Raw genomic sequence first — 21,672 nt, 5'->3', positions numbered from 1 at the left:
ACAAGCCCTTTTCTGGTCCACCAGGGCCCAAAGTGGTAGCATATCATGAATATTCCTCCCTTTGACGACGAATGCTTATGTCTATACAGAACGAAATGCCTGGTTACAACGAAATGAACCAGTATCTGAACCAACAAGGGACGGGTCTGACCCCTGCTGAGATGCATGGTTTAATCAGTGGGATGATATGTGGTGGTAACGATGACAGCTCATGGCTGCCACTGCTTCACGACCTGACGAACGAAGGCATGGCTTTCGGTCATGAGCTGGCACAGGCATTGCGCAAAATGCACTCTGCTACCAGCGATGCCCTGCAGGATGACGGCTTCCTTTTTCAGCTTTATCTGCCTGATGGCGATGATGTCAGCGTTTTCGATCGGGCTGATGCGCTGGCAGGTTGGGTTAATCACTTCCTGCTTGGTCTTGGCGTTACGCAACCGAAGCTGGACAAGGTGACCGGCGAAACCGGTGAAGCCATCGACGATCTGCGTAACATCGCGCAGCTGGGCTACGACGAAGACGAAGATCAGGAAGAGCTGGAAATGTCGCTTGAAGAGATCATCGAGTACGTCCGTGTTGCCGCGCTGTTATGCCACGACACCTTTACTCATCCGCAACCGACCGCGCCAGAAGTACAAAAACCGACTCTACACTAAAAACAAAAAACGTAAGGAGAGTGTTATGAGTGAGATATCCCGGCAAGAGTTTCAGCGTCGCCGTCAGGCCCTGGTGGAGCAAATGCAACCCGGCAGCGCCGCGCTGATTTTTGCTGCACCAGAAGTAACACGTAGCGCCGACAGCGAATACCCCTATCGTCAGAACAGTGACTTCTGGTACTTCACCGGCTTTAACGAACCGGAAGCGGTGCTGGTGCTGATTAAAAGCGACGACACTCATAACCACAGCGTTTTGTTTAACCGCGTTCGCGACCTGACGGCAGAGATCTGGTTTGGTCGTCGCCTAGGCCAGGATGCCGCGCCAGAGAAACTGGGCGTTGACCGCGCACTGGCATTCAGCGAAATCAATCAGCAACTTTATCAACTACTTAATGGTCTGGATGTGGTGTACCACGCCCAGGGCGAATATGCATATGCTGATGAAATCGTGAACAGCGCGCTGGAAAAACTGCGTAAAGGTTCGCGACAAAATCTCACCGCACCGGCAACGATGATCGACTGGCGTCCCATTGTTCATGAAATGCGCCTGTTCAAATCACCAGAAGAGATTGCCGTACTTCGCCGCGCGGGGGAAATCACCGCCCTGGCGCATACCCGGGCGATGGAAAAATGCCGTCCGGGAATGTTCGAGTACCACCTGGAAGGCGAAATTCACCACGAATTTAACCGCCACGGTGCGCGCTATCCTTCCTATAACACCATTGTCGGCAGCGGTGAAAACGGCTGCATTCTGCACTACACCGAAAACGAGTGTGAACTGCGTGACGGTGACCTGGTGTTGATTGACGCGGGTTGTGAATACAAAGGTTACGCTGGCGATATTACCCGCACCTTCCCGGTTAACGGTAAATTCACTCAGGCTCAGCGTGAAATCTACGACATTGTGCTGGAGTCTCTTGAAACCAGCCTGCGCCTGTATCGTCCGGGAACGTCCATTCAGGAAGTCACCGGTGAAGTGGTGCGCATCATGGTTAGCGGCCTGGTAAAAATCGGCATCCTGAAAGGTGATGTTGAAGAACTGATCGCCCAAAACGCCCATCGTCCTTTCTTTATGCATGGCCTTAGCCACTGGTTAGGTCTGGATGTCCATGATGTTGGCATTTATGGTCAGGATCGCTCGCGCATTCTGGAACCGGGCATGGTACTGACCGTAGAGCCGGGGCTGTACATTGCGCCGGATGCGGATGTACCAGAACAATATCGCGGTATCGGCATTCGTATCGAAGACGACATTGTGATTACCGAAACCGGCAATGAAAACCTCACCGCCAGCGTAGTGAAAAAGCCGGGAGAAATTGAAGCGTTGATGGCTGCTGCGAGAAAGCAATGAGCGTAATCATCGTCGGTGGCGGCATGGCGGGCGCGACGCTGGCGCTGGCTATTTCCCGGTTAAGTCACGGGGCGCTGCCGGTACATTTGATTGAAGCGACCGCGCCAGAGTCTCATGCTCATCCGGGCTTTGATGGACGAGCGATAGCGCTGGCGGCGGGCACCTGTCAGCAACTGGCGCGCATCGGCGTCTGGCAATCTCTGGCAGATTGCGCAACCAACATCACTACCGTTCATGTCAGCGATCGTGGTCATGCCGGATTCGTCACCCTCGCCGCAGAAGATTACCAACTGGCGGCGTTGGGGCAGGTTGTCGAATTGCATAATGTCGGGCAACGGCTGTTTGCGCTATTGCGCAAAGCGCCTGGCGTAACGCTGCATTGTCCGGATCGCGTGGCTAACGTTGCCCGTACTCAGAGTCACGTTGAAGTGACGCTGGAGAGTGGCGAGACGCTGACGGGCTGCGTGCTGGTAGCCGCTGATGGCACCCATTCCGCGTTAGCCACCGCGTGCGGTGTTGACTGGCAGCAGGAGCCTTACGAACAACTGGCCGTGATTGCGAACGTTGCGACTTCCGTTGCGCACGAAGGCCGGGCGTTTGAGCGTTTCACACAATATGGCCCGTTGGCGATGTTGCCGATGTCTGACGGACGCTGTTCGCTGGTCTGGTGTCATCCACTGGAACGGCGCGAAGAGGTGCTGTCGTGGAGCGACGAGACGTTTTGCCGTGAACTCCAGTCGGCCTTTGGTTGGCGACTTGGGAAAATTACCCACGCTGGTAAACGCAGTGCTTACCCGCTGGCGTTAACCCGCGCCGCCAGACCTGTTACCCATCGTACCGTGCTGGTGGGCAATGCGGCGCAAACTCTGCACCCGATTGCCGGGCAAGGGTTCAACCTCGGTATGCGGGATGTGATGAGCCTTGCGGAAACCCTGACTCAGGCGCAAGAGCGCGGAGAAGACATAGGTGATTACGGCGTCTTGTGCCGTTATCAGCAGCGTCGACAGAGCGATCGAGAAGCAACCATCGGCGTCACTGACAGCCTTGTACATCTTTTTGCCAACCGTTGGACGCCGCTGGTTGTCGGGCGCAACATCGGGCTGATGGCAATGGAATTATTCACTCCGGCACGCGATGTGCTGGCGCAGCGCACCCTCGGTTGGGTGGCGCGTTAAAGGCGGCTTTAAGGAATAAACAATGCAAAGTGTTGATGTAGCCATTGTTGGCGGCGGCATGGTGGGGCTGGCGGTTGCCTGCGGCTTGCAGGGCAGCGGCTTACGCGTTGCCGTACTGGAGCAGCGCGTACCGGAACCCCTGGCGGCGGATGCACCACCACAACTGCGCGTTTCGGCTATCAATGCCGCCAGCGAAAAATTACTCACCCGTCTTGGCGTCTGGCAGGAGATTCTCTCCCGCAGAGCCAGTTGCTATCACGGCATGGATGTGTGGGACAAAGACAGTTTTGGTCACATTTCGTTTGACGATCAAAGCATGGGCTATAGCCATCTTGGGCATATCGTTGAAAATTCAGTCATTCACTACGCGCTGTGGAACAAAGCACAGCAGTCCTCAGATATCAGCCTGTTAGCCCCTGCAGAATTACAGCAGGTCGCCTGGGGAGAGAACGAAACCTTCCTGACGCTGAAAGACGGCAGCATGTTAACGGCGCGTCTGGTGATTGGCGCAGACGGCGCTAATTCCTGGTTGCGCAACAAAGCCGATATTCCGCTGACTTTCTGGGATTATCAGCATCACGCGCTGGTGGCGACCATTCGCACGGAAGAACCGCATGATGCGGTGGCGCGACAGGTTTTCCATGGCGAAGGCATTCTGGCCTTTTTGCCGCTTAGCGATCCGCATCTTTGCTCAATTGTCTGGTCACTGTCGCCAGAGGAAGCACAGCGGATGCAGCAGGCAGGCGAAGACGAATTTAACCGCGAGTTAAATATCGCTTTTGATAATCGCCTGGGCTTATGCAGGGTTGAGAGTGAACGTCTGGTGTTCCCGCTGACTGGGCGTTATGCGCGCCAGTTTGCCGCGCACCGTCTGGCGCTGGTGGGCGACGCCGCGCATACCATTCACCCGTTGGCGGGGCAGGGGGTGAATCTCGGCTTTATGGATGCTGCAGAGCTGATTGCTGAACTGAAACGGTTGCATCGTCAGGGTAAAGACATCGGGCAGTACATTTACCTGCGTCGCTATGAGCGTAGCCGCAAGCACAGTGCGGCGCTGATGCTGGCAGGTATGCAGGGATTCCGCGATCTGTTTTCCGGGGCTCATCCGGCGAAAAAACTGCTGCGTGATATTGGCCTGAAACTGGCCGACACGCTTCCTGGCGTTAAACCACAACTTATCCGTCAGGCAATGGGATTAAACGATTTGCCTGAATGGCTGCGCTAAAAATTTCTCTTCTGCTGTTTATTTGATACCCATCACACTTTCATCTCCCGGTTTTTTCGCCGGGAGATTTTCCTCATTTGAAATAAACTAATTTCACCTCCGTTTTCGCATTATATTTTCTAATGTCACGAATTTTTGATTTGGTGTTTTTTGACATTTTTTCAGTTCTTAATGTTGCCTTATTCAAATTAACTTTCTCATCTAATTATCTTTGTATAGAGATTGGTTCTTTTTTTGGTTTTTTATTCTGTTGCGATTTTGGCGTTTTTTAACCATAAGCTAATGTGATGATCAATTTTACCTTATGGTTAACAGGCTGTTTCGGTGGTAAGTTCAGGGAAAAGAGAACGATTGCGTTGGGGACCGGGAGTGGCTCCGATGCTGGGTTTCGTGGTGATAATTTCACCATGAAAAAGTTGTCAGCCCCGCTTATTCAATGAGGACAAGATGGCACAACAGACTCCTTTGTACGAACAACACACGCTTTGCGGCGCTCGCATGGTGGATTTCCACGGCTGGATGATGCCGCTGCATTACGGTTCGCAAATCGACGAACATCATGCGGTACGTACCGATGCCGGAATGTTTGATGTGTCACATATGACCATCGTCGATCTTCGCGGTAGTCGCACCCGGGAGTTTCTGCGTTATCTGCTGGCGAACGATGTGGCGAAGCTCACCAAAAGCGGCAAAGCCCTCTACTCGGGGATGTTGAATGCCTCTGGCGGTGTGATAGATGACCTCATCGTCTACTACTTTACTGAAGATTTCTTCCGCCTCGTTGTTAACTCCGCCACCCGCGAAAAAGACCTCTCCTGGATTACCCAACACGCTGAACCTTTCGGCATTGAAATTACCGTTCGTGATGACCTCTCCATGATTGCCGTACAAGGGCCGAATGCGCAGGCAAAAGCTGCCACACTGTTTAATGATGCTCAGCGTCAGGCGGTGGAAGGGATGAAACCCTTCTTTGGCGTGCAGGCGGGCGATCTGTTTATTGCCACCACCGGTTATACCGGTGAAGGGGGCTACGAAATTGCGCTGCCCAATGAAAAAGCGGCGGATTTCTGGCGAGCGCTGGTGGAAGCGGGCGTTAAGCCCTGCGGTCTGGGCGCGCGTGACACGCTGCGTCTGGAAGCGGGTATGAATCTTTATGGTCAGGAGATGGACGAAACCATTTCTCCTTTAGCAGCCAACATGGGCTGGACCATCGCCTGGGAACCGACTGATCGTGACTTTATCGGTCGTGAAGCTCTGGAAGCGCAGCGTGAACATGGCACAGAAAAACTGGTTGGTCTGGTGATGACCGAAAAAGGCGTGCTGCGTAATGAACTGCCGGTACGTTTTACCGATGCGCAGGGCAATCAGCATGAAGGCATTATCACCAGCGGTACTTTCTCCCCGACGTTGGGTTACAGCATTGCGCTGGCACGCGTGCCGGAAGGTATTGGCGAAACGGCGATTGTGCAAATTCGCAACCGTGAAATGCCGGTAAAAGTGACGAAACCTGTTTTTGTGCGTAACGGCAAAGCCGTCGCGTGATTTACTTTTTTGGAGATTAATTGATGAGCAACGTACCAGCAGAACTGAAATACAGCAAAGAACACGAATGGCTGCGTAAAGAAGCCGACGGCACTTACACTGTTGGCATCACTGAGCACGCTCAGGAGCTGTTAGGCGATATGGTGTTTGTTGACCTGCCGGAAGTGGGCGCTACGGTAAGCGCGGGCGATGACTGCGCGGTTGCCGAATCGGTAAAAGCGGCGTCAGACATTTATGCGCCAGTAAGCGGTGAAATCGTGGCGGTAAACGACGCACTGAGCGATTCTCCGGAACTGGTGAACAGCGAACCGTATGCAGGCGGCTGGATCTTTAAAATAAAAGCCAGCGATGAAAGCGAACTGGAATCACTGCTGGATGCGACCGCATACGAAGCATTGTTAGAAGACGAGTAACGGCTTTATTCCTCTTCTGCGGAAGAGGATTAGGGTGAGGAACATTTACGCCTCACCCTCACTCTCTTCGCAAGGAGAGAGGTTCACAATTCACTGCACGTTTCAGGAACCATCGCTCATGACACAGACGTTAAGCCAGCTTGAAAACAGCGGCGCTTTTATTGAACGCCATATCGGACCGGACGCCGCGCAACAGCAAGAAATGCTGAATGCCGTTGGCGCACAATCGTTAAACGCGCTGACCGGCCAGATTGTGCCGAAAGATATTCAGCTTGCGACCCCGCCGCAGGTTGGCGCACCGGCGACCGAATACGCCGCGCTGGCGGAACTCAAGGCTATTGCCAGTCGCAATAAACGCTTCACGTCTTACATCGGCATGGGTTACACCGCCGTGCAGCTACCGCCGGTTATCCTGCGTAACATGCTGGAAAATCCGGGCTGGTATACCGCGTATACTCCGTATCAACCTGAAGTCTCCCAGGGCCGCCTTGAAGCACTGCTTAACTTCCAGCAGGTAACGCTGGATTTGACCGGGCTGGATATGGCCTCTGCTTCTTTGTTGGATGAAGCCACCGCTGCCGCCGAAGCAATGGCGATGGCAAAACGCGTCAGTAAACTGAAAAATGCCAACCGCTTCTTCGTTGCTTCTGACGTGCATCCGCAAACCTTAGATGTAGTACGTACACGCGCAGAAACCTTTGGTTTTGAAGTGATTGTCGACGATGCGCAAAAAGTTCTCGATCACCAGGACGTCTTCGGCGTGCTGTTACAGCAGGTTGGCACTACCGGTGAAATTCACGACTACACTGCGCTTATCAGCGAACTGAAATCACGCAAAATTGTAGTCAGCGTCGCCGCCGATATTATGGCGCTGGTGCTGTTAACTGCACCGGGTAAACAGGGCGCGGATATTGTCTTTGGTTCGGCGCAACGCTTTGGCGTACCGATGGGCTACGGTGGCCCACATGCGGCATTCTTTGCGGCGAAAGATGAATACAAACGCTCAATGCCGGGCCGTATTATTGGTGTATCGAAAGATGCAGCTGGCAATACCGCGCTGCGCATGGCGATGCAGACTCGCGAGCAACATATTCGCCGTGAGAAAGCGAACTCCAACATTTGTACTTCGCAGGTACTGCTGGCAAACATCGCCAGCCTGTATGCCGTTTATCACGGCCCGGTTGGCCTGAAACGTATCGCTAATCGCATTCACCGTCTGACCGATATCCTGGCAGCGGGCCTGCAACAAAAAGGTCTGAAGCTGCGCCATGCGCACTATTTCGATACTTTGTGTGTGGAAGTGGCCGACAAAGCGGGCGTGCTGGCGCGTGCCGAAGCGGCTGAAATCAACCTGCGTAGCGATATTCTGAATGCGGTTGGGATCACCCTTGATGAAACCACCACGCGCGAAAACGTGATGCAGCTTTTCAGCGTACTGCTGGGCGATAATCACGGACTGGACATCGACACGCTGGACAAAGACGTGGCTCACGACAGCCGTTCTATTCAGCCTGCAATGCTGCGCGATGACGAAATTCTCACCCATCCGGTGTTTAATCGCTACCACAGCGAAACCGAAATGATGCGCTATATGCACTCGCTGGAGCGTAAAGATCTGGCGCTGAATCAGGCGATGATCCCGCTGGGTTCCTGCACCATGAAACTGAACGCCGCCGCCGAGATGATCCCAATCACCTGGCCGGAATTTGCCGAACTGCACCCGTTCTGCCCGCCGGAACAGGCCGAAGGTTATCAGCAGATGATCGCCCAACTGGCTGACTGGCTGGTGAAACTGACCGGTTACGACGCCGTCTGTATGCAGCCGAACTCTGGCGCTCAGGGCGAATACGCGGGGCTGCTGGCGATTCGTCATTATCATGAAAGCCGCAACGAAGGGCATCGCGATATCTGCCTGATCCCGGCTTCTGCGCACGGCACTAACCCGGCTTCCGCGCATATGGCAGGAATGCAGGTGGTGGTTGTGGCGTGTGATAAAAACGGCAACATCGATCTGACTGACCTGCGCGCGAAAGCGGAGCAGGCGGGCGATAATCTCTCCTGCATTATGGTGACCTATCCTTCCACCCACGGCGTGTACGAAGAAACGATCCGTGAAGTGTGTGAAATCGTGCATCAGTTCGGCGGTCAGGTTTACCTTGATGGCGCGAACATGAACGCCCAGGTTGGTATCACTTCGCCGGGTTTTATTGGTGCGGACGTTTCGCACCTTAACCTGCATAAAACTTTCTGCATTCCGCACGGCGGTGGTGGTCCGGGTATGGGACCGATCGGCGTGAAAGCGCATTTGGCACCGTTTGTTCCGGGTCATAGTGTGGTGCAAATCGAAGGCATGTTAACCCGTCAGGGCGCGGTTTCTGCGGCACCGTTCGGTAGCGCTTCTATTCTGCCAATTAGCTGGATGTACATCCGCATGATGGGCGCAGAAGGGCTGAAAAAAGCAAGCCAGGTGGCAATCCTCAACGCCAACTATATTGCCAGCCGCCTGCAGGATGCCTTCCCGGTGCTGTATACCGGTCGCGACGGCCGCGTGGCGCACGAATGTATTCTCGATATTCGCCCGCTGAAAGAAGAAACCGGCATCAGCGAGCTGGATATTGCCAAGCGCCTGATCGACTATGGTTTCCACGCGCCGACTATGTCGTTCCCGGTGGCGGGGACGCTGATGGTTGAACCGACTGAATCTGAAAGCAAAGTGGAACTGGATCGTTTTATCGATGCGATGCTGTCTATCCGCGCAGAAATCGACCAGGTGAAAGCCGGTGTTTGGCCGCTGGAAGATAACCCGCTGGTGAACGCGCCGCACATTCAGAGCGAACTGGTCGCCGAGTGGGCGCATCCGTACAGCCGTGAAGTTGCAGTATTCCCGGCAGGCGTGGCAGACAAATACTGGCCGACAGTGAAACGTCTGGATGATGTTTACGGGGACCGTAACCTGTTCTGCTCCTGCGTACCGATTAGCGAATACCAGTAATTTACTGATTCGACTATCTTCTAAAGGCGCTTCGGCGCCTTTATTTTTTTAGGAAAACAAATGACTATAGCACTTGTGACCGGTGGCAGTCGCGGCATCGGGCGGGCAACTGCATTACTGTTGGCGCAAGAAGGGTATACGGTGGCGGTTAATTATCAGCAAAACCTCCACGCGGCGCAGGAAGTGGTGAAGTTAATCACGCAAGCCGGTGGCAAGGCATTCGTGCTTCAGGCGGATATCAGCGACGAAAATCAGGTCATCGCAATGTTTACAGCAATCGATCAGCACGATGAACCGCTAGCCGCGCTGGTCAATAACGCCGGGATCTTGTTTACCCAGTGCACCGTAGAAAACCTTACCGCAGAGCGAATCAACCGGGTACTTTCCACCAATGTGACGGGATATTTTCTCTGTTGCCGCGAGGCGGTAAAACGCATGGCGCTTAAAAATGGCGGTAATGGCGGTGCTATCGTCAACGTCTCTTCAGTGGCCTCACGGCTGGGATCTCCGGGGGAATACGTTGATTATGCGGCCTCGAAAGGGGCGATTGATACGTTAACCACAGGGCTGTCGCTGGAAGTCGCCGCGCAGGGGATCCGCGTTAACGGCGTGCGGCCAGGGTTTATTTATACCGAAATGCACGCCAGCGGTGGCGAACCTGGACGCGTTGATCGCGTTAAGTCGAACATCCCCATGCAGCGTGGCGGACAGGCGGAAGAGGTCGCGCAGGCCATCGTCTGGCTGTTAAGTGATAAAGCCTCTTATGTCACGGGAAGTTTTATCGATTTGGCGGGTGGAAAATAAAACAGGAAAGTTATCTGACCGGATGCAACGAGTATTGCATCCGGTACTTCATCGACTTAAAGCTTCTCGCCGTTGCTGGCAATCACCTCTTTGTACCAGTCAAAGCTCTTCTTACGTGAACGCGACATATCGCCAGTACCGTCGTCATGTTTATCCACATAGATAAAGCCGTAGCGTTTGCTGTACTGCCCGGTGGTGAAAGATACACAGTCGATGCAGCCCCACGGTGTGTAGCCCATCAGGTCCACGCCATCGTAAGTCACCGCTTTTTTCATCTCTTCGATATGGGCGCGCAGGTAATCAATGCGGTAGTCGTCGTTGATGCTGCCGTCTTCTTCCACTTTGTCGTAAGCGCCAAAACCGTTTTCGACAATAAACAGCGGCTTCTGATAACGCTCATACAGTTCGCATAGTGCATAGCGCAGACCCACCGGATCAATCTGCCACCCCCAGTCCGACGCTTTAACAAATGGGTTCGGTACACTGCCTTCAAAACCAGAGATCGCATCGCCGGTGCCGCCTTCGGCCTTCACTGCGTTGGTCATGTAATAGCTGAAACCAAGATAATCGCAGGTGCCTTCACGCAGTACATCGAGATCGCCGTCTTCCATTTTGATGTTAAATCCGCGACGCTCCCACTCGTTCAACACATAGGAAGGGTAATAGCCACGCAACTGCACATCGGTAAAGACGTAGCGTTCGCGCATCGACTCCTGAGCGAACATCACATCGTCCGGGTTACAGGAATATGGATAGAGCGGCACCATCGCCAGCATACAGCCGACTTTCATCTCCGGGTTAATGCGACGCGCGGCTTTCACTGCCAGGGCGCTGGCGACAAACTGGTGATGCAGCACCTGATACATCGTCTCTTCCGGGTTTTCATGCTCGGTATACACCACGCCAGAGCAGCAGTAACCGAACAACGGTGCACGCCAGTTACGCTGGTTGTTAATTTCGTTGAAGGTCATCCAGTATTTGACTTTATACTTATAGCGTTCAAATACCACTTCCGCGAAACGTACAAAGAAATCAACCACTTTACGGTTGGTCCAGCTACCGTATTGCTGCACCAGATGCAACGGCATTTCAAAGTGGGAGAGGGTGATCACCGGTTCGATGTTGTATTTCAGCAGTTCATCGAACATATCATCGTAGAACTTCAGCCCTTCTTCGTTTGGCTGAGTTTCATCACCTTTTGGGAAAATGCGCGTCCAGGCGATGGAAGTGCGAAAACATTTGAAGCCCATTTCGGCAAATAGCTTGATGTCTTCTTTGTAGTGACCATAAAAATCAACGGCTTCATGGTTTGGATAGTATTTTCCTGGCAAGACTTCTTTGGTGATTTCGCGCGGCACGCCGTGTGCGCCACCGGTCAGAACGTCACAAATGCTCGGCCCTTTGCCGCCTTTGTTCCAGCCGCCTTCGACCTGATGAGCGGCAACTGCGCCGCCCCATAAGAAATCTTTCGGTAAGGTGAGTTTTTTCACTATCATAGGCTCCAGATGAGTCAATTCTTACAGGAAATAGTACCATGCAGCCAAACGACATCACTTTTTTTCAACGTTTCCAGGATGACATTCTGGCTGGGCGTAAAACCATCACCATCCGCGACGAGTCTGAATCGCACTTCAAAACGGGGGATGTGCTTCGTGTCGGGCGCTTTGAAGATGACGGTTATTTTTGCACGATTGAAGTCACTGCAACATCAACCGTAACGCTGGATACGTTGACGGAAAAACATGCACAACAGGAAAATATGACCCTGCCTGAACTGAAAAAGGTCATTGCCGACATCTATCCTGGGCAGACACAGTTTTATGTAATTGAATTTAAATACCTTTAAATTGAACTCACGCCTGTTAGTTGAAATTTCGCATTTAATTTCATGATTTTTCGGAGATTAGTCTCAAATCAGAATTTATTTTAGCTAACAGGTGTTCACTGGAACTATTCTCAGTTACGCTGGAGGAGTATACATGTGCGTGTACGTTTCTCCGGAGTAAGTTATGGTTCAGAAGCCCCTCATTAAGCAGGGATATTCGCTGGCAGAGGAAATTGCCAACAGCGTCAGTCACGGCATTGGGCTGGTGTTTGGTATCGTTGGGCTGGTGTTGTTACTGGTTCAGGCGGTGGATCTCAATGCCAGCGCCACAGCGATAACCAGTTACAGCCTCTATGGCGGCAGTATGATCCTGCTGTTTCTTGCTTCGACGCTTTATCACGCCGTTCCCCATCAACGGGCAAAAATGTGGCTGAAGAAATTTGACCACTGTGCCATTTATCTATTGATTGCCGGAACCTACACGCCGTTTTTGCTGGTGGGGCTGGATTCTCCGTTAGCGCGCGGGTTGATGATTGTTATCTGGAGCTTGGCGCTGTTGGGGATTCTGTTCAAGCTGACCATCGCGCACCGATTCAAAATTTTATCTCTGGTGACTTATCTGGCGATGGGCTGGCTGTCGCTGGTGGTAATTTATGAAATGGCAGTTAAGCTCGCGGCGGGCAGTGTTACCTTACTGGCGGTAGGCGGAGTGGTTTATTCGCTCGGGGTGATTTTCTATGTCTGCAAACGCATTCCGTACAATCATGCCATCTGGCACGGCTTTGTGCTCGGCGGCAGCGTGTGCCACTTTCTGGCGATCTATTTGTATATTGGGCAGGCGTAATTGGTGCGCCGTTGTAGGCATGATAAGACGCGTCAGCGTCGCATCAGGCATCGGAGCGCAACCGCCGGATGCGGCGTGAACGCCTTATCCGACCTACGGGCCGCGTCCTTGTTGTGATAAAGGCATCAAATCCCAGGCATGATTAGACGCGTCAGCGTCGCATCAGGCGATAAATGCCTGATGCGATACAGAGATTTACTCTTCGAGCGAATAGGGCAGCGGCTCGATATGCAATGTATTCGCATCGTCACGCACGCGGAAGATGCTGTCCGGTTCCATATCGTTATTCATGACGACCTGTACCACGACCTGACCATCTTCCAGTTTTACCGCAGCCAGCACCGTACCGGTACGACGCCAGTTCTCGCCCATTTTCAGCTCTAAATCTTCACCCGCTTCCGGCAGTCGGCTGGCGCTACCTGCCAGCAGCCAGAGGGCACGTTTGTTGGCACCGCGGAATTTAGCCCGTGCCACCATCTCTTGTCCGGTATAGCAGCCTTTTTTAAAGCTGATGCCGCCCAACGCCTGGAGGTTGGTCGCCTGTGGGATAAACTGCCCGCTGTTGGCGGCATCAATCACCGGAAAACCCGCTTCAATGTTTAATGCCAGCCACTGTTGGCTATTGTTCAGTTCCGCTTCACCGCGCAGTTTATCGGTCAGCGTATTGGCGGTAGCTTCATCGGTTACGATCAGGAAACGTTCTGCCGGGTGTTCAAACCATAGCAAAGTGGTCGCGCCTTCTTTAACTACCTGTTTTTCTTTCGTAGGCAGTTCACTAAAGAGATTTGCCAGCGCGGCGCGTGCCTGAAAACCGGCAACACCAAGCAGCACACGTTCATCGTCTGGCGCGATGGTCACTTTAGAGAACACCGCATATTTTTTCAGTTCAGTCAGTTGCGACTCGCGCACGCTGCGCCGTTCAATCCACGCAAAGCCGTCGCCGTCGCGGAACAGACGTAAATTGCTCCACATTTTACCTTTGGCGTCGCAATGGGCGGCGAGCAGGTGCTGATCTTCTGTCATCTGGCTGACATCTGCTGTCACCTGACCCTGCATATATTTTTCGCTGTCCGTGCCAGTAATGGTGGCAAGCGCCCAGTCATCAAGCGTCATCAGCGTCAGCGGTAAACGGGCAGAAGCCGTAGGCTGACGGGGAGGAAAAGGTGTAAAAGCCATAATGGAGTCCTGTTTTACAAACGGCGTATTTATGACTAATGGTAAAAGAGCTATGAGGCAATGCAAGTGCTTTCACTACGCGATCTGTGCCTTCTGATATGCTTTGCGAGGCGACTTCCAAAAAAATGAAGCCCTTGAAATATTGTGGGTTAATTTCGCGATCGCGATTGTGTTTACTGATATTCCCGCAAAAGAAGTCGAAAAACACGTTACAATAGCCTGGTACTGGATTTTCGTGAGACAGGAAGAAGATGGACATTAATAACAAAGCCCGCATTCACTGGGCATGCCGCCGTGGTATGCGCGAACTCGATATTTCAATCATGCCGTTTTTCGAACATGAGTACGACAGCTTAAGTGATGACGAAAAACGCATCTTTATTCGTCTGCTGGAATGTGACGATCCCGATCTGTTCAACTGGCTGATGAATCATGGTAAACCGGCCGATGCAGAACTGGAAATGATGGTCCGACTCATCCAGACACGGAATCGGGAACGTGGTCCTGTGGCAATCTGATTTACGCGTCTCCTGGCGCGCGCAGTGGCTTTCCTTGCTGATTCATGGGCTGGTTGCCGCTGTTATTTTACTCATGCCCTGGCCGTTAAGTTACACCCCGTTATGGATGGTGTTACTTTCGCTGGTGGTGTTTGATTGCGTTCGCAGCCAGCGACGCATTAATGCTCGCCAGGGGGAAATTCGCCTGTTGATGGACGGGCGTTTGCGTTGGCAAGGGCAGGAGTGGTGCATCGTCAAAGCGCCGTGGATGATTAAAAGCGGCATGATGTTGCGTTTACGTTCTGATAGCGGTAAACGTCAGCACTTGTGGCTGGCAGCCGACAGCATGGACGAAGCCGAATGGCGGGATTTACGGCGGATTTTGTTGCAACAAGAGACGCAAAGATAAAGATGACGGCAAAGCCTGTGTGCTAAGCCGTCAGTGACATCAGGCGTAATGCTCTGCCATTTCGTTGAGGATTTGCTCGCACCAGTTCTGAATACGCTCGTCGCTAAGGTCATACTGGTTAGTTTCGTCCAGCGCCAGACCCACGAACAGTTGCCCGTCAGCAATCACCGGTTTCGGGCTGGTAAACTCATATCCTTCCGTTGGCCAGTAGCCGACGAACTTCACGCCTTTGGTCGAGAGTTTGTCATGCAGCATGCCGAGCGCATCGAGGAACCACTCGCCATACCCCAGTTGATCGCCAAGCCCATACAGCGCAACAATTTTACCTTCGAGGTTCAGGTCGTCGAGCTGATCCCAGACGGCTTCCCAGTCTTCCTGGATTTCGCCAAAATCCCAGGTCGGGATGCCCAGAATGAGCACATCGTACTGCTCCATTAATTTCGGGGAATCGTCCTTGAGGTTATGTAAGGTCACCAGTTCTGGGCCGATAATATCGCGGATTTTTTCTGCCGCCATTTCGGTGTAACAGGTGCTGGAACCGTAAAAAAGACCCATATTCATAACGTAAGCTTCTCGATTCTGCTGTGGCTTTTGCGGCTAGTGTATCAGAATCGCTTTAGTCACGGCACAATAAGGCATAATGGATCAAATGAGTGACCATAAGGGGCGCAAGTGAAACAGGATCTGGCACGCATCGAGCAGTTTCTTGATGCTCTGTGGCTGGAAAAAAATCTGGCTGAAAATACGTTGAACGCATACCGTCGCGATCTGTCAATGATGGTGGAGTGGTTGCATCACCGCGGGTTGACGCTGGCGACGGCGCAAAGTGACGATTTGCAGGCATTACTGGCAGAACGGCTGGAGGGTGGGTATAAAGCCACCAGCTCAGCGCGTTTGCTGAGCGCAGTGCGCCGATTGTTCCAGTATCTTTATCGCGAAAAGTTTCGTGAAGACGATCCCAGCGCGCATCTCGCTTCGCCGAAATTGCCCCAGCGTTTGCCAAAAGATTTAAGCGAAGCGCAGGTCGAACGATTATTACAGGCACCATTAATTGATCAGCCACTGGAGCTGCGCGATAAAGCCATGCTTGAAGTGTTGTATGCTACCGGGCTGCGAGTCTCTGAACTGGTCGGGCTGACAATGAGTGATATCAGCCTGCGTCAGGGCGTAGTGCGGGTCATTGGTAAAGGCAACAAAGAACGCCTTGTGCCGTTAGGTGAAGAGGCGGTTTACTGGCTGGAAACTTATCTGGAACACGGGCGACCGTGGTTGCTAAACGGTGTGTCAATTGACGTGTTGTTTCCCAGTCAGCGCGCGCAGCAGATGACGAGACAAACCTTCTGGCACCGCATTAAACATTATGCTGTGCTGGCGGGTATCGACAGCGAAAAGCTGTCACCGCATGTGTTGCGTCACGCTTTTGCCACTCATTTATTAAATCATGGTGCGGATTTACGCGTGGTGCAGATGCTACTGGGCCACAGCGATCTCTCCACCACGCAAATTTATACGCATGTCGCTACCGAGCGTCTGCGGCAACTTCATCAACAGCATCACCCGCGGGCGTGATGTCTGAAAAGAACGGGAAGATTTATGAAGAAAGGTTTTATGTTATTTACGTTGTTGGCGGCGTTTTCTGGTTTTGCTCAGGCTGATGACGCGGCAATTCAACAAACGTTAGCCAAAATGGGCATCAAAAGCAGTGATATTCAGCCTGCGCCCGTGGCTGGTATGAAGACAGTTCTGACTAACAGCGGTGTGTTGTACATCACTGATGATGGTAAACATATCATTCAGGGACCAATGTATGACGTTAGCGGAACGACTCCGGTCAATGTCACTAATAAGATGTTGTTAAAGCAGCTGAACGCGCTTGAAAACGAGATGATCGTTTATAAAGCGCCGCAGGAAAAACACGTCATTACCGTGTTTACTGATATTACCTGTGGTTACTGCCACAAACTGCATGAGCAAATGGCAGACTACAACGCGCTGGGGATCACCGTGCGTTATCTTGCTTTCCCTCGCCAGGGGCTGGAGAGCCAGGCTGAGCAACAAATGAAAGCCATCTGGTGTGCGAAAGATAAAAAGAAAGCGTTTGATGATGTGATGGCGGGTAAAGCTGCCACTCCGGCAAGTTGCGATATCGATATTGCCGATCATTACGCACTTGGCGTCCAGCTTGGCGTTAGTGGCACTCCGGCAATTGTGCTGAGCAATGGCACACTTGTTCCGGGTTACCAGCCGCCGAAAGAGATGAAAGAATTCCTCGACGAACACCAAAAAATGACCAGCGGTAAATAATTCGCGTGAAACAACAGATACAACTTCGTCGCCGTGAAGTCGATGAAACGGCAGACTTGCCCGCTGAATTGCCTCCCTTGCTGCGCCGTTTATATGCCAGCCGGGGAGTACGCAGTGCGCAAGAACTGGAACGTAGTGTAAAAGGTATGCTGCCCTGGCAGCAACTGAGCGGCGTCGAAAAGGCCGTTGAGATCCTTTACAACGCTTTTCGCGAAGGAACGCGGATTATGGTGGTCGGTGACTTCGACGCCGACGGTGCCACCAGCACGGCTCTAAGCGTGCTGGCGATGCGCTCGCTTGGTTGCAGCAATATCGACTACCTGGTACCAAACCGTTTCGAAGACGGTTACGGCTTAAGCCCGGAAGTGGTCGATCAGGCCCATGCCCGTGGCGCGCAGTTAATTGTCACGGTGGATAACGGCATTTCCTCCCATGCGGGGGTTGAACATGCTCGATCGTTGGGCATTCCGGTTATTGTTACCGATCACCATTTGCCGGGCGAAACATTACCCGCGGCGGAAGCGATCATTAACCCTAACTTGCGCGACTGCAATTTCCCGTCGAAATCACTGGCAGGCGTGGGGGTGGCGTTTTATCTGATGCTGGCGCTGCGCACCTTTTTGCGCGATCAGGGCTGGTTTGATGAGCGCGGCATCGCAATTCCTAACCTGGCAGAACTGCTGGATCTGGTCGCGTTGGGGACAGTGGCGGACGTCGTGCCGCTGGATGCTAATAATCGCATTCTGACCTGGCAGGGGATGAGTCGCATCCGTGCCGGAAAGTGCCGTCCAGGGATTAAAGCGTTGCTGGAAGTGGCCAACCGCGATGCGCAAAAACTCGCCGCCAGCGATTTAGGTTTTGCGCTGGGGCCACGTCTCAATGCAGCCGGGAGACTGGATGATATGTCCGTTGGTGTGGCGCTGTTGCTGTGCGACAACATCGGCGAAGCGCGAGTACTGGCAAATGAACTCGATGCGCTAAACCAGACGCGAAAAGAGATCGAACAGGGAATGCAGGTTGAAGCCCTGACCCTGTGCGAGAAACTGGAGCGCAGCCGCGACACGCTACCCGGCGGGCTGGCAATGTATCACCCGGAATGGCATCAGGGCGTTGTCGGTATTCTGGCTTCGCGTATTAAAGAGCGTTTTCACCGTCCGGTTATCGCTTTTGCGCCTGCGGGTGACGGTACGCTGAAAGGTTCCGGTCGCTCCATTCAGGGGCTGCATATGCGTGATGCGCTGGAGCGGCTAGACACACTCTACCCCGGCATGATGCTGAAGTTTGGCGGTCATGCGATGGCGGCAGGCCTGTCGCTGGAAGAGGATAAATTCGAACTCTTTCAGCAACGGTTTGGCGAACTGGTTACTGAGTGGCTGGACCCTTCGCTATTGCAAGGCGAAGTGGTGTCAGACGGTCCGCTAAGCCCAGCCGAAATGACCATGGAAGTGGCGCAGCTGCTGCGCGATGCTGGCCCGTGGGGGCAGATGTTCCCGGAGCCGCTGTTTGACGGTCATTTCCGTCTGCTGCAACAGCGACTGGTGGGTGAACGTCATTTGAAAGTCATGGTCGAACCGGTCGGCGGCGGTCCGCTGCTGGACGGTATTGCTTTTAATGTCGATACCGCCCTCTGGCCGGATAACGGCGTGCGCGAAGTGCAACTGGCTTACAAGCTGGATATCAACGAGTTTCGTGGCAACCGAAGCCTGCAAATTATCATCGACAATATCTGGCCAATTTAGCGTCATATTATCTATAAAAAAGAGCGTGGATTCGGTACAATCCCGCTCTTATCACCGCATTTTGACTAGCTCAATAAAAGAAATCAGACCATGTTTGAAATTAATCCGGTAAATAATCGCATTCAGGACCTCACGGAACGCTCCGACGTTCTTAGGGGGTATCTTTGACTACGACGCCAAGAAAGAGCGTCTGGAAGAAGTAAACGCCGAGCTGGAACAGCCGGATGTCTGGAACGAACCCGAACGCGCACAGGCGCTGGGTAAAGAGCGTTCCTCCCTCGAAGCCGTTGTCGACACCCTCGACCAAATGAAACAGGGGCTGGAAGATGTTTCTGGTCTGCTGGAGCTGGCTGTAGAAGCTGACGACGAAGAAACCTTTAACGAAGCCGTTGCTGAACTCGACGCCCTGGAAGAAAAACTGGCGCAGCTTGAGTTCCGTCGTATGTTCTCTGGCGAATATGATAGCGCCGACTGCTACCTCGATATTCAGGCAGGTTCTGGCGGTACGGAAGCACAGGACTGGGCGAGCATGCTTGAGCGTATGTATCTGCGCTGGGCTGAATCGCGTGGTTTCAAAACTGAAATCATCGAAGAGTCGGAAGGTGAAGTGGCGGGTATTAAATCCGTGACTATCAAAATCTCCGGCGATTACGCTTACGGCTGGCTGCGTACAGAAACCGGCGTTCACCGCCTGGTGCGCAAGAGCCCGTTTGACTCCGGCGGTCGTCGCCACACGTCGTTCAGCTCCGCGTTTGTTTACCCGGAAGTCGATGATGATATCGATATCGAAATCAATCCGGCGGATCTGCGCATCGACGTTTATCGCGCATCCGGCGCGGGTGGTCAGCACGTTAACCGTACCGAATCTGCGGTGCGTATTACTCACATCCCAACCGGGATTGTGACCCAATGCCAGAACGACCGTTCCCAGCACAAGAACAAAGACCAGGCCATGAAGCAGATGAAAGCGAAGCTTTATGAACTGGAGATGCAGAAGAAAAATGCCGAGAAACAGGCGATGGAAGATAACAAATCTGATATCGGCTGGGGCAGCCAGATTCGTTCTTATGTCCTTGATGACTCCCGCATTAAAGATCTGCGCACCGGGGTAGAAACCCGCAACACGCAGGCAGTGCTGGACGGCAGCCTGGATCAATTTATCGAAGCAAGTTTGAAAGCAGGGTTATGAGGAACCAACATGTCTGAACAACACGCACAGGGCGCTGACGCGGTAGTCGATCTTAATAATGAGCTGAAAACGCGTCGTGAGAAGCTGACGAACCTGCGTGAGCAGGGGATTGCCTTCCCGAACGATTTTCGTCGCGATCATACCTCTGACCAATTGCACGCAGAATTCGACGGCAAAGAAAACGAAGAACTGGAAGCGCTGAACATCGAAGTTGCCGTTGCTGGCCGCATGATGACCCGTCGTATTATGGGTAAAGCCTCCTTCGTTACTCTGCAGGATGTCGGTGGTCGCATTCAGCTGTATGTGGCTCGTGACGATCTGCCGGAAGGTGTTTATAACGATCAATTCAAAAAATGGGATCTCGGCGATATCCTCGGCGCGAAAGGTAAACTGTTCAAAACCAAAACTGGCGAACTGTCGATCCATTGCACCGAGCTGCGTCTGCTGACCAAAGCACTGCGTCCGCTGCCGGACAAATTCCACGGTTTGCAGGATCAGGAAGCGCGCTATCGTCAGCGTTATCTGGATCTCATTTCTAACGATGAATCCCGCAACACCTTTAAAGTGCGTTCGCAGATCCTCTCTGGCATTCGCCAGTTCATGGTGAATCGTGGCTTTATGGAAGTTGAAACGCCGATGATGCAGGTGATCCCAGGCGGCGCGGCGGCGCGTCCGTTTATCACCCATCACAATGCGCTGGATCTCGACATGTACCTGCGTATCGCGCCGGAACTGTACCTCAAGCGCCTGGTGGTTGGTGGCTTCGAGCGTGTATTCGAAATCAACCGTAACTTCCGTAACGAAGGTATCTCCGTACGTCATAACCCAGAGTTCACCATGATGGAACTCTATATGGCTTACGCGGATTACAAAGATCTGATCGAGCTGACCGAATCGCTGTTCCGTACTCTGGCACAGGATATTCTCGGTAAGACCGAAGTGACCTACGGCGACGTGACGCTGGACTTCGGTAAACCGTTCGAAAAACTGACCATGCGTGAAGCGATCAAGAAATATCGCCCGGAAACCGACATGGCGGATCTGGACAACTTCGACTCTGCGAAAGCGATTGCTGAATCTATCGGCATCCATGTTGAGAAGAGCTGGGGTCTGGGCCGTATCGTTACCGAGATCTTCGAAGAAGTGGCAGAAGCACATCTGATTCAGCCGACCTTCATTACTGAATATCCGGCAGAAGTTTCTCCGCTGGCGCGTCGTAATGACGTTAACCCGGAAATCACTGACCGCTTTGAGTTCTTCATTGGTGGTCGTGAAATCGGTAACGGTTTTAGCGAGCTGAATGACGCGGAAGATCAGGCGCAGCGCTTCCTGGATCAGGTTGCCGCGAAAGACGCAGGCGACGACGAAGCGATGTTCTACGACGAAGATTACGTCACCGCACTGGAACACGGCTTACCGCCGACAGCAGGTCTGGGAATTGGTATCGACCGTATGGTAATGCTGTTCACCAACAGCCATACCATCCGTGACGTTATTCTGTTCCCGGCGATGCGTCCGGTGAAATAAGCAT

General features: G+C 52.9%; 21 protein-coding genes. 17 read left to right on the top strand and 4 right to left on the bottom strand.

Features of this window, described 5'->3' with window-relative positions; all coding sequences use genetic code 11:
- Positions 1 to 77 precede the first annotated feature (77 nt).
- From ygfB to ubiI, 4 genes are read left to right on the top strand one after another with little or no spacing between them, the layout of a single operon-like run.
- A complete protein-coding gene (gene ygfB, locus QUE74_RS18955) occupies positions 78 to 656 on the top strand; it encodes a UPF0149 family protein YgfB (RefSeq protein ID WP_001295378.1) in 579 nt (192 codons plus the stop codon).
- A gap of 25 nt (positions 657 to 681) precedes the next feature.
- Positions 682 to 2,007, top strand: coding sequence for a Xaa-Pro aminopeptidase (pepP, locus tag QUE74_RS18950; protein WP_001290107.1), 1,326 nt, complete (start codon positions 682 to 684; stop codon positions 2,005 to 2,007).
- Positions 2,004 to 3,182 carry a 2-octaprenyl-6-methoxyphenyl hydroxylase gene (gene ubiH, locus QUE74_RS18945; protein ID WP_000111218.1) on the top strand — a complete coding sequence of 393 codons (1,179 nt, stop codon included), beginning with the start codon at positions 2,004 to 2,006 and terminating at the stop codon, positions 3,180 to 3,182. Before pepP ends, ubiH begins: the two co-directional genes overlap by 4 nt.
- Before the next feature lie 22 nt (positions 3,183 to 3,204).
- On the top strand, positions 3,205 to 4,407 hold the full coding sequence (gene ubiI, locus QUE74_RS18940; protein WP_001192207.1) for an FAD-dependent 2-octaprenylphenol hydroxylase: 1,203 nt from the start codon (positions 3,205 to 3,207) through the stop codon (positions 4,405 to 4,407).
- Between the two features lie 73 nt (positions 4,408 to 4,480).
- Here ubiI and QUE74_RS18935 read toward each other — a convergent pair whose 3' ends face one another.
- The gene (locus QUE74_RS18935; protein ID WP_122633141.1) at positions 4,481 to 4,564 is read right to left on the bottom strand and encodes a hypothetical protein; all 84 of its coding nucleotides are present in this window, start codon (positions 4,562 to 4,564) and stop codon (positions 4,481 to 4,483) included.
- A 290-nt stretch (positions 4,565 to 4,854) separates the two neighbouring features.
- On the opposite strand from QUE74_RS18935, the gene gcvT reads away from it, so the two are divergent.
- The 4 genes from gcvT to QUE74_RS18915 all read left to right on the top strand — a co-directional run bounded on the left by gcvT (position 4,855) and on the right by QUE74_RS18915 (position 10,158).
- Entirely contained in the window at positions 4,855 to 5,949 is a 1,095-nt protein-coding gene (gcvT, locus tag QUE74_RS18930; RefSeq protein ID WP_000068712.1) for a glycine cleavage system aminomethyltransferase GcvT, read from the top strand.
- Between the two features lie 23 nt (positions 5,950 to 5,972).
- A complete protein-coding gene (gene gcvH, locus QUE74_RS18925) occupies positions 5,973 to 6,362 on the top strand; it encodes a glycine cleavage system protein GcvH (protein WP_001295377.1) in 390 nt (129 codons plus the stop codon).
- Between the two features lie 118 nt (positions 6,363 to 6,480).
- Entirely contained in the window at positions 6,481 to 9,354 is a 2,874-nt protein-coding gene (gcvP, locus tag QUE74_RS18920; protein ID WP_000195040.1) for an aminomethyl-transferring glycine dehydrogenase, read from the top strand.
- Between the two features lie 60 nt (positions 9,355 to 9,414).
- Entirely contained in the window at positions 9,415 to 10,158 is a 744-nt protein-coding gene (locus QUE74_RS18915; protein ID WP_000150658.1) for an SDR family oxidoreductase, read from the top strand.
- Between the two features lie 56 nt (positions 10,159 to 10,214).
- Here QUE74_RS18915 and bglA read toward each other — a convergent pair whose 3' ends face one another.
- The gene (gene bglA, locus QUE74_RS18910) at positions 10,215 to 11,648 is read right to left on the bottom strand and encodes a 6-phospho-beta-glucosidase BglA (RefSeq protein WP_001354958.1); all 1,434 of its coding nucleotides are present in this window, start codon (positions 11,646 to 11,648) and stop codon (positions 10,215 to 10,217) included.
- Positions 11,649 to 11,692: 44 nt separating this feature from the next.
- On the opposite strand from bglA, the gene yqfB reads away from it, so the two are divergent.
- Together yqfB and trhA are read left to right on the top strand one after the other, a co-directional pair.
- Entirely contained in the window at positions 11,693 to 12,004 is a 312-nt protein-coding gene (yqfB, locus tag QUE74_RS18905; protein ID WP_001182962.1) for a N(4)-acetylcytidine aminohydrolase, read from the top strand.
- A gap of 163 nt (positions 12,005 to 12,167) precedes the next feature.
- Positions 12,168 to 12,827, top strand: coding sequence for a PAQR family membrane homeostasis protein TrhA (gene trhA, locus QUE74_RS18900; protein ID WP_000250283.1), 660 nt, complete (start codon positions 12,168 to 12,170; stop codon positions 12,825 to 12,827).
- A gap of 195 nt (positions 12,828 to 13,022) precedes the next feature.
- Here the strand turns inward: trhA and ygfZ are convergent, their stop codons facing one another.
- Complete coding sequence (ygfZ, locus tag QUE74_RS18895) at positions 13,023 to 14,003, bottom strand: tRNA-modifying protein YgfZ (protein ID WP_000886106.1); 981 nt, start codon at positions 14,001 to 14,003, stop codon at positions 13,023 to 13,025.
- 251 nt (positions 14,004 to 14,254) lie between these two features.
- Between ygfZ and sdhE the strand changes: the two genes are divergently transcribed.
- Both sdhE and QUE74_RS18885 read left to right on the top strand, forming a co-directional pair.
- Complete coding sequence (gene sdhE, locus QUE74_RS18890) at positions 14,255 to 14,521, top strand: FAD assembly factor SdhE (RefSeq protein WP_000354046.1); 267 nt, start codon at positions 14,255 to 14,257, stop codon at positions 14,519 to 14,521.
- Positions 14,502 to 14,909, top strand: a complete 408-nt coding sequence (locus QUE74_RS18885) for a protein YgfX (protein WP_000244774.1) — start codon at positions 14,502 to 14,504, stop codon at positions 14,907 to 14,909. The genes sdhE and QUE74_RS18885 overlap by 20 nt, the downstream gene beginning before the upstream one ends.
- A 39-nt stretch (positions 14,910 to 14,948) precedes the next feature.
- On the opposite strand, the gene fldB is transcribed toward QUE74_RS18885, so the two are convergent.
- Positions 14,949 to 15,470, bottom strand: a complete 522-nt coding sequence (gene fldB / locus QUE74_RS18880) for a flavodoxin FldB (RefSeq protein WP_001055872.1) — start codon at positions 15,468 to 15,470, stop codon at positions 14,949 to 14,951.
- A gap of 111 nt (positions 15,471 to 15,581) precedes the next feature.
- Here fldB and xerD point away from each other — a divergent pair, with 111 nt between their 5' ends.
- The 5 genes from xerD (at position 15,582) to lysS (ending at position 21,668) form a co-directional block, all read left to right on the top strand.
- Complete coding sequence (xerD, locus tag QUE74_RS18875) at positions 15,582 to 16,478, top strand: site-specific tyrosine recombinase XerD (RefSeq protein WP_000806638.1); 897 nt, start codon at positions 15,582 to 15,584, stop codon at positions 16,476 to 16,478.
- 24 nt (positions 16,479 to 16,502) lie between these two features.
- The gene (gene dsbC / locus QUE74_RS18870) at positions 16,503 to 17,213 is read left to right on the top strand and encodes a bifunctional protein-disulfide isomerase/oxidoreductase DsbC (protein ID WP_000715223.1); all 711 of its coding nucleotides are present in this window, start codon (positions 16,503 to 16,505) and stop codon (positions 17,211 to 17,213) included.
- 5 nt (positions 17,214 to 17,218) lie between these two features.
- Positions 17,219 to 18,952: a single-stranded-DNA-specific exonuclease RecJ gene (gene recJ, locus QUE74_RS18865; protein ID WP_000813234.1), complete on the top strand. Its 1,734-nt coding sequence runs from the start codon at positions 17,219 to 17,221 to the stop codon at positions 18,950 to 18,952.
- 90 nt (positions 18,953 to 19,042) lie between these two features.
- Positions 19,043 to 20,141, top strand: a protein-coding gene (prfB, locus tag QUE74_RS18860; RefSeq protein ID WP_001701073.1) for a peptide chain release factor 2 whose coding sequence is annotated in 2 segments (ribosomal slippage) — positions 19,043 to 19,117 and positions 19,119 to 20,141 — 1,098 coding nt in all. Because the reading frame shifts where the segments join, the coding sequence is not laid out codon by codon here.
- Positions 20,142 to 20,150: 9 nt separating this feature from the next.
- On the top strand, positions 20,151 to 21,668 hold the full coding sequence (gene lysS / locus QUE74_RS18855; RefSeq protein WP_000003087.1) for a lysine--tRNA ligase: 1,518 nt from the start codon (positions 20,151 to 20,153) through the stop codon (positions 21,666 to 21,668).
- Positions 21,669 to 21,672: the final 4 nt, after the last annotated feature.

The sequence above is a fragment of the Escherichia sp. 10290 genome (assembly GCF_030295155.1).
Classification (GTDB): domain Bacteria; phylum Pseudomonadota; class Gammaproteobacteria; order Enterobacterales; family Enterobacteriaceae; genus Escherichia; species Escherichia coli_F.
The sequence above is the reverse complement of the archived record's forward strand: the minus strand, read 5'-3'. Positions and strand labels throughout refer to the sequence as shown.

Bases quoted from the DNA above. Each gene is read 5' to 3' on its own strand.
- ygfB (WP_001295378.1), top strand. From the start codon at position 78: ATGTCTATACAGAACGAAATGCCTGGTTACAACGAAATGAACCAGTAT.
- pepP (WP_001290107.1), top strand. From the start codon at position 682: ATGAGTGAGATATCCCGGCAAGAGTTTCAGCGTCGCCGTCAGGCCCTG.
- ubiH (WP_000111218.1), top strand. From the start codon at position 2,004: ATGAGCGTAATCATCGTCGGTGGCGGCATGGCGGGCGCGACGCTGGCG.
- ubiI (WP_001192207.1), top strand. From the start codon at position 3,205: ATGCAAAGTGTTGATGTAGCCATTGTTGGCGGCGGCATGGTGGGGCTG.
- QUE74_RS18935 (WP_122633141.1), bottom strand. From the start codon at position 4,564: ATGTCAAAAAACACCAAATCAAAAATTCGTGACATTAGAAAATATAAT.
- gcvT (WP_000068712.1), top strand. From the start codon at position 4,855: ATGGCACAACAGACTCCTTTGTACGAACAACACACGCTTTGCGGCGCT.
- gcvH (WP_001295377.1), top strand. From the start codon at position 5,973: ATGAGCAACGTACCAGCAGAACTGAAATACAGCAAAGAACACGAATGG.
- gcvP (WP_000195040.1), top strand. From the start codon at position 6,481: ATGACACAGACGTTAAGCCAGCTTGAAAACAGCGGCGCTTTTATTGAA.
- QUE74_RS18915 (WP_000150658.1), top strand. From the start codon at position 9,415: ATGACTATAGCACTTGTGACCGGTGGCAGTCGCGGCATCGGGCGGGCA.
- yqfB (WP_001182962.1), top strand. From the start codon at position 11,693: ATGCAGCCAAACGACATCACTTTTTTTCAACGTTTCCAGGATGACATT.
- trhA (WP_000250283.1), top strand. From the start codon at position 12,168: ATGGTTCAGAAGCCCCTCATTAAGCAGGGATATTCGCTGGCAGAGGAA.
- ygfZ (WP_000886106.1), bottom strand. From the start codon at position 14,003: ATGGCTTTTACACCTTTTCCTCCCCGTCAGCCTACGGCTTCTGCCCGT.
- sdhE (WP_000354046.1), top strand. From the start codon at position 14,255: ATGGACATTAATAACAAAGCCCGCATTCACTGGGCATGCCGCCGTGGT.
- fldB (WP_001055872.1), bottom strand. From the start codon at position 15,470: ATGAATATGGGTCTTTTTTACGGTTCCAGCACCTGTTACACCGAAATG.
- dsbC (WP_000715223.1), top strand. From the start codon at position 16,503: ATGAAGAAAGGTTTTATGTTATTTACGTTGTTGGCGGCGTTTTCTGGT.
- lysS (WP_000003087.1), top strand. From the start codon at position 20,151: ATGTCTGAACAACACGCACAGGGCGCTGACGCGGTAGTCGATCTTAAT.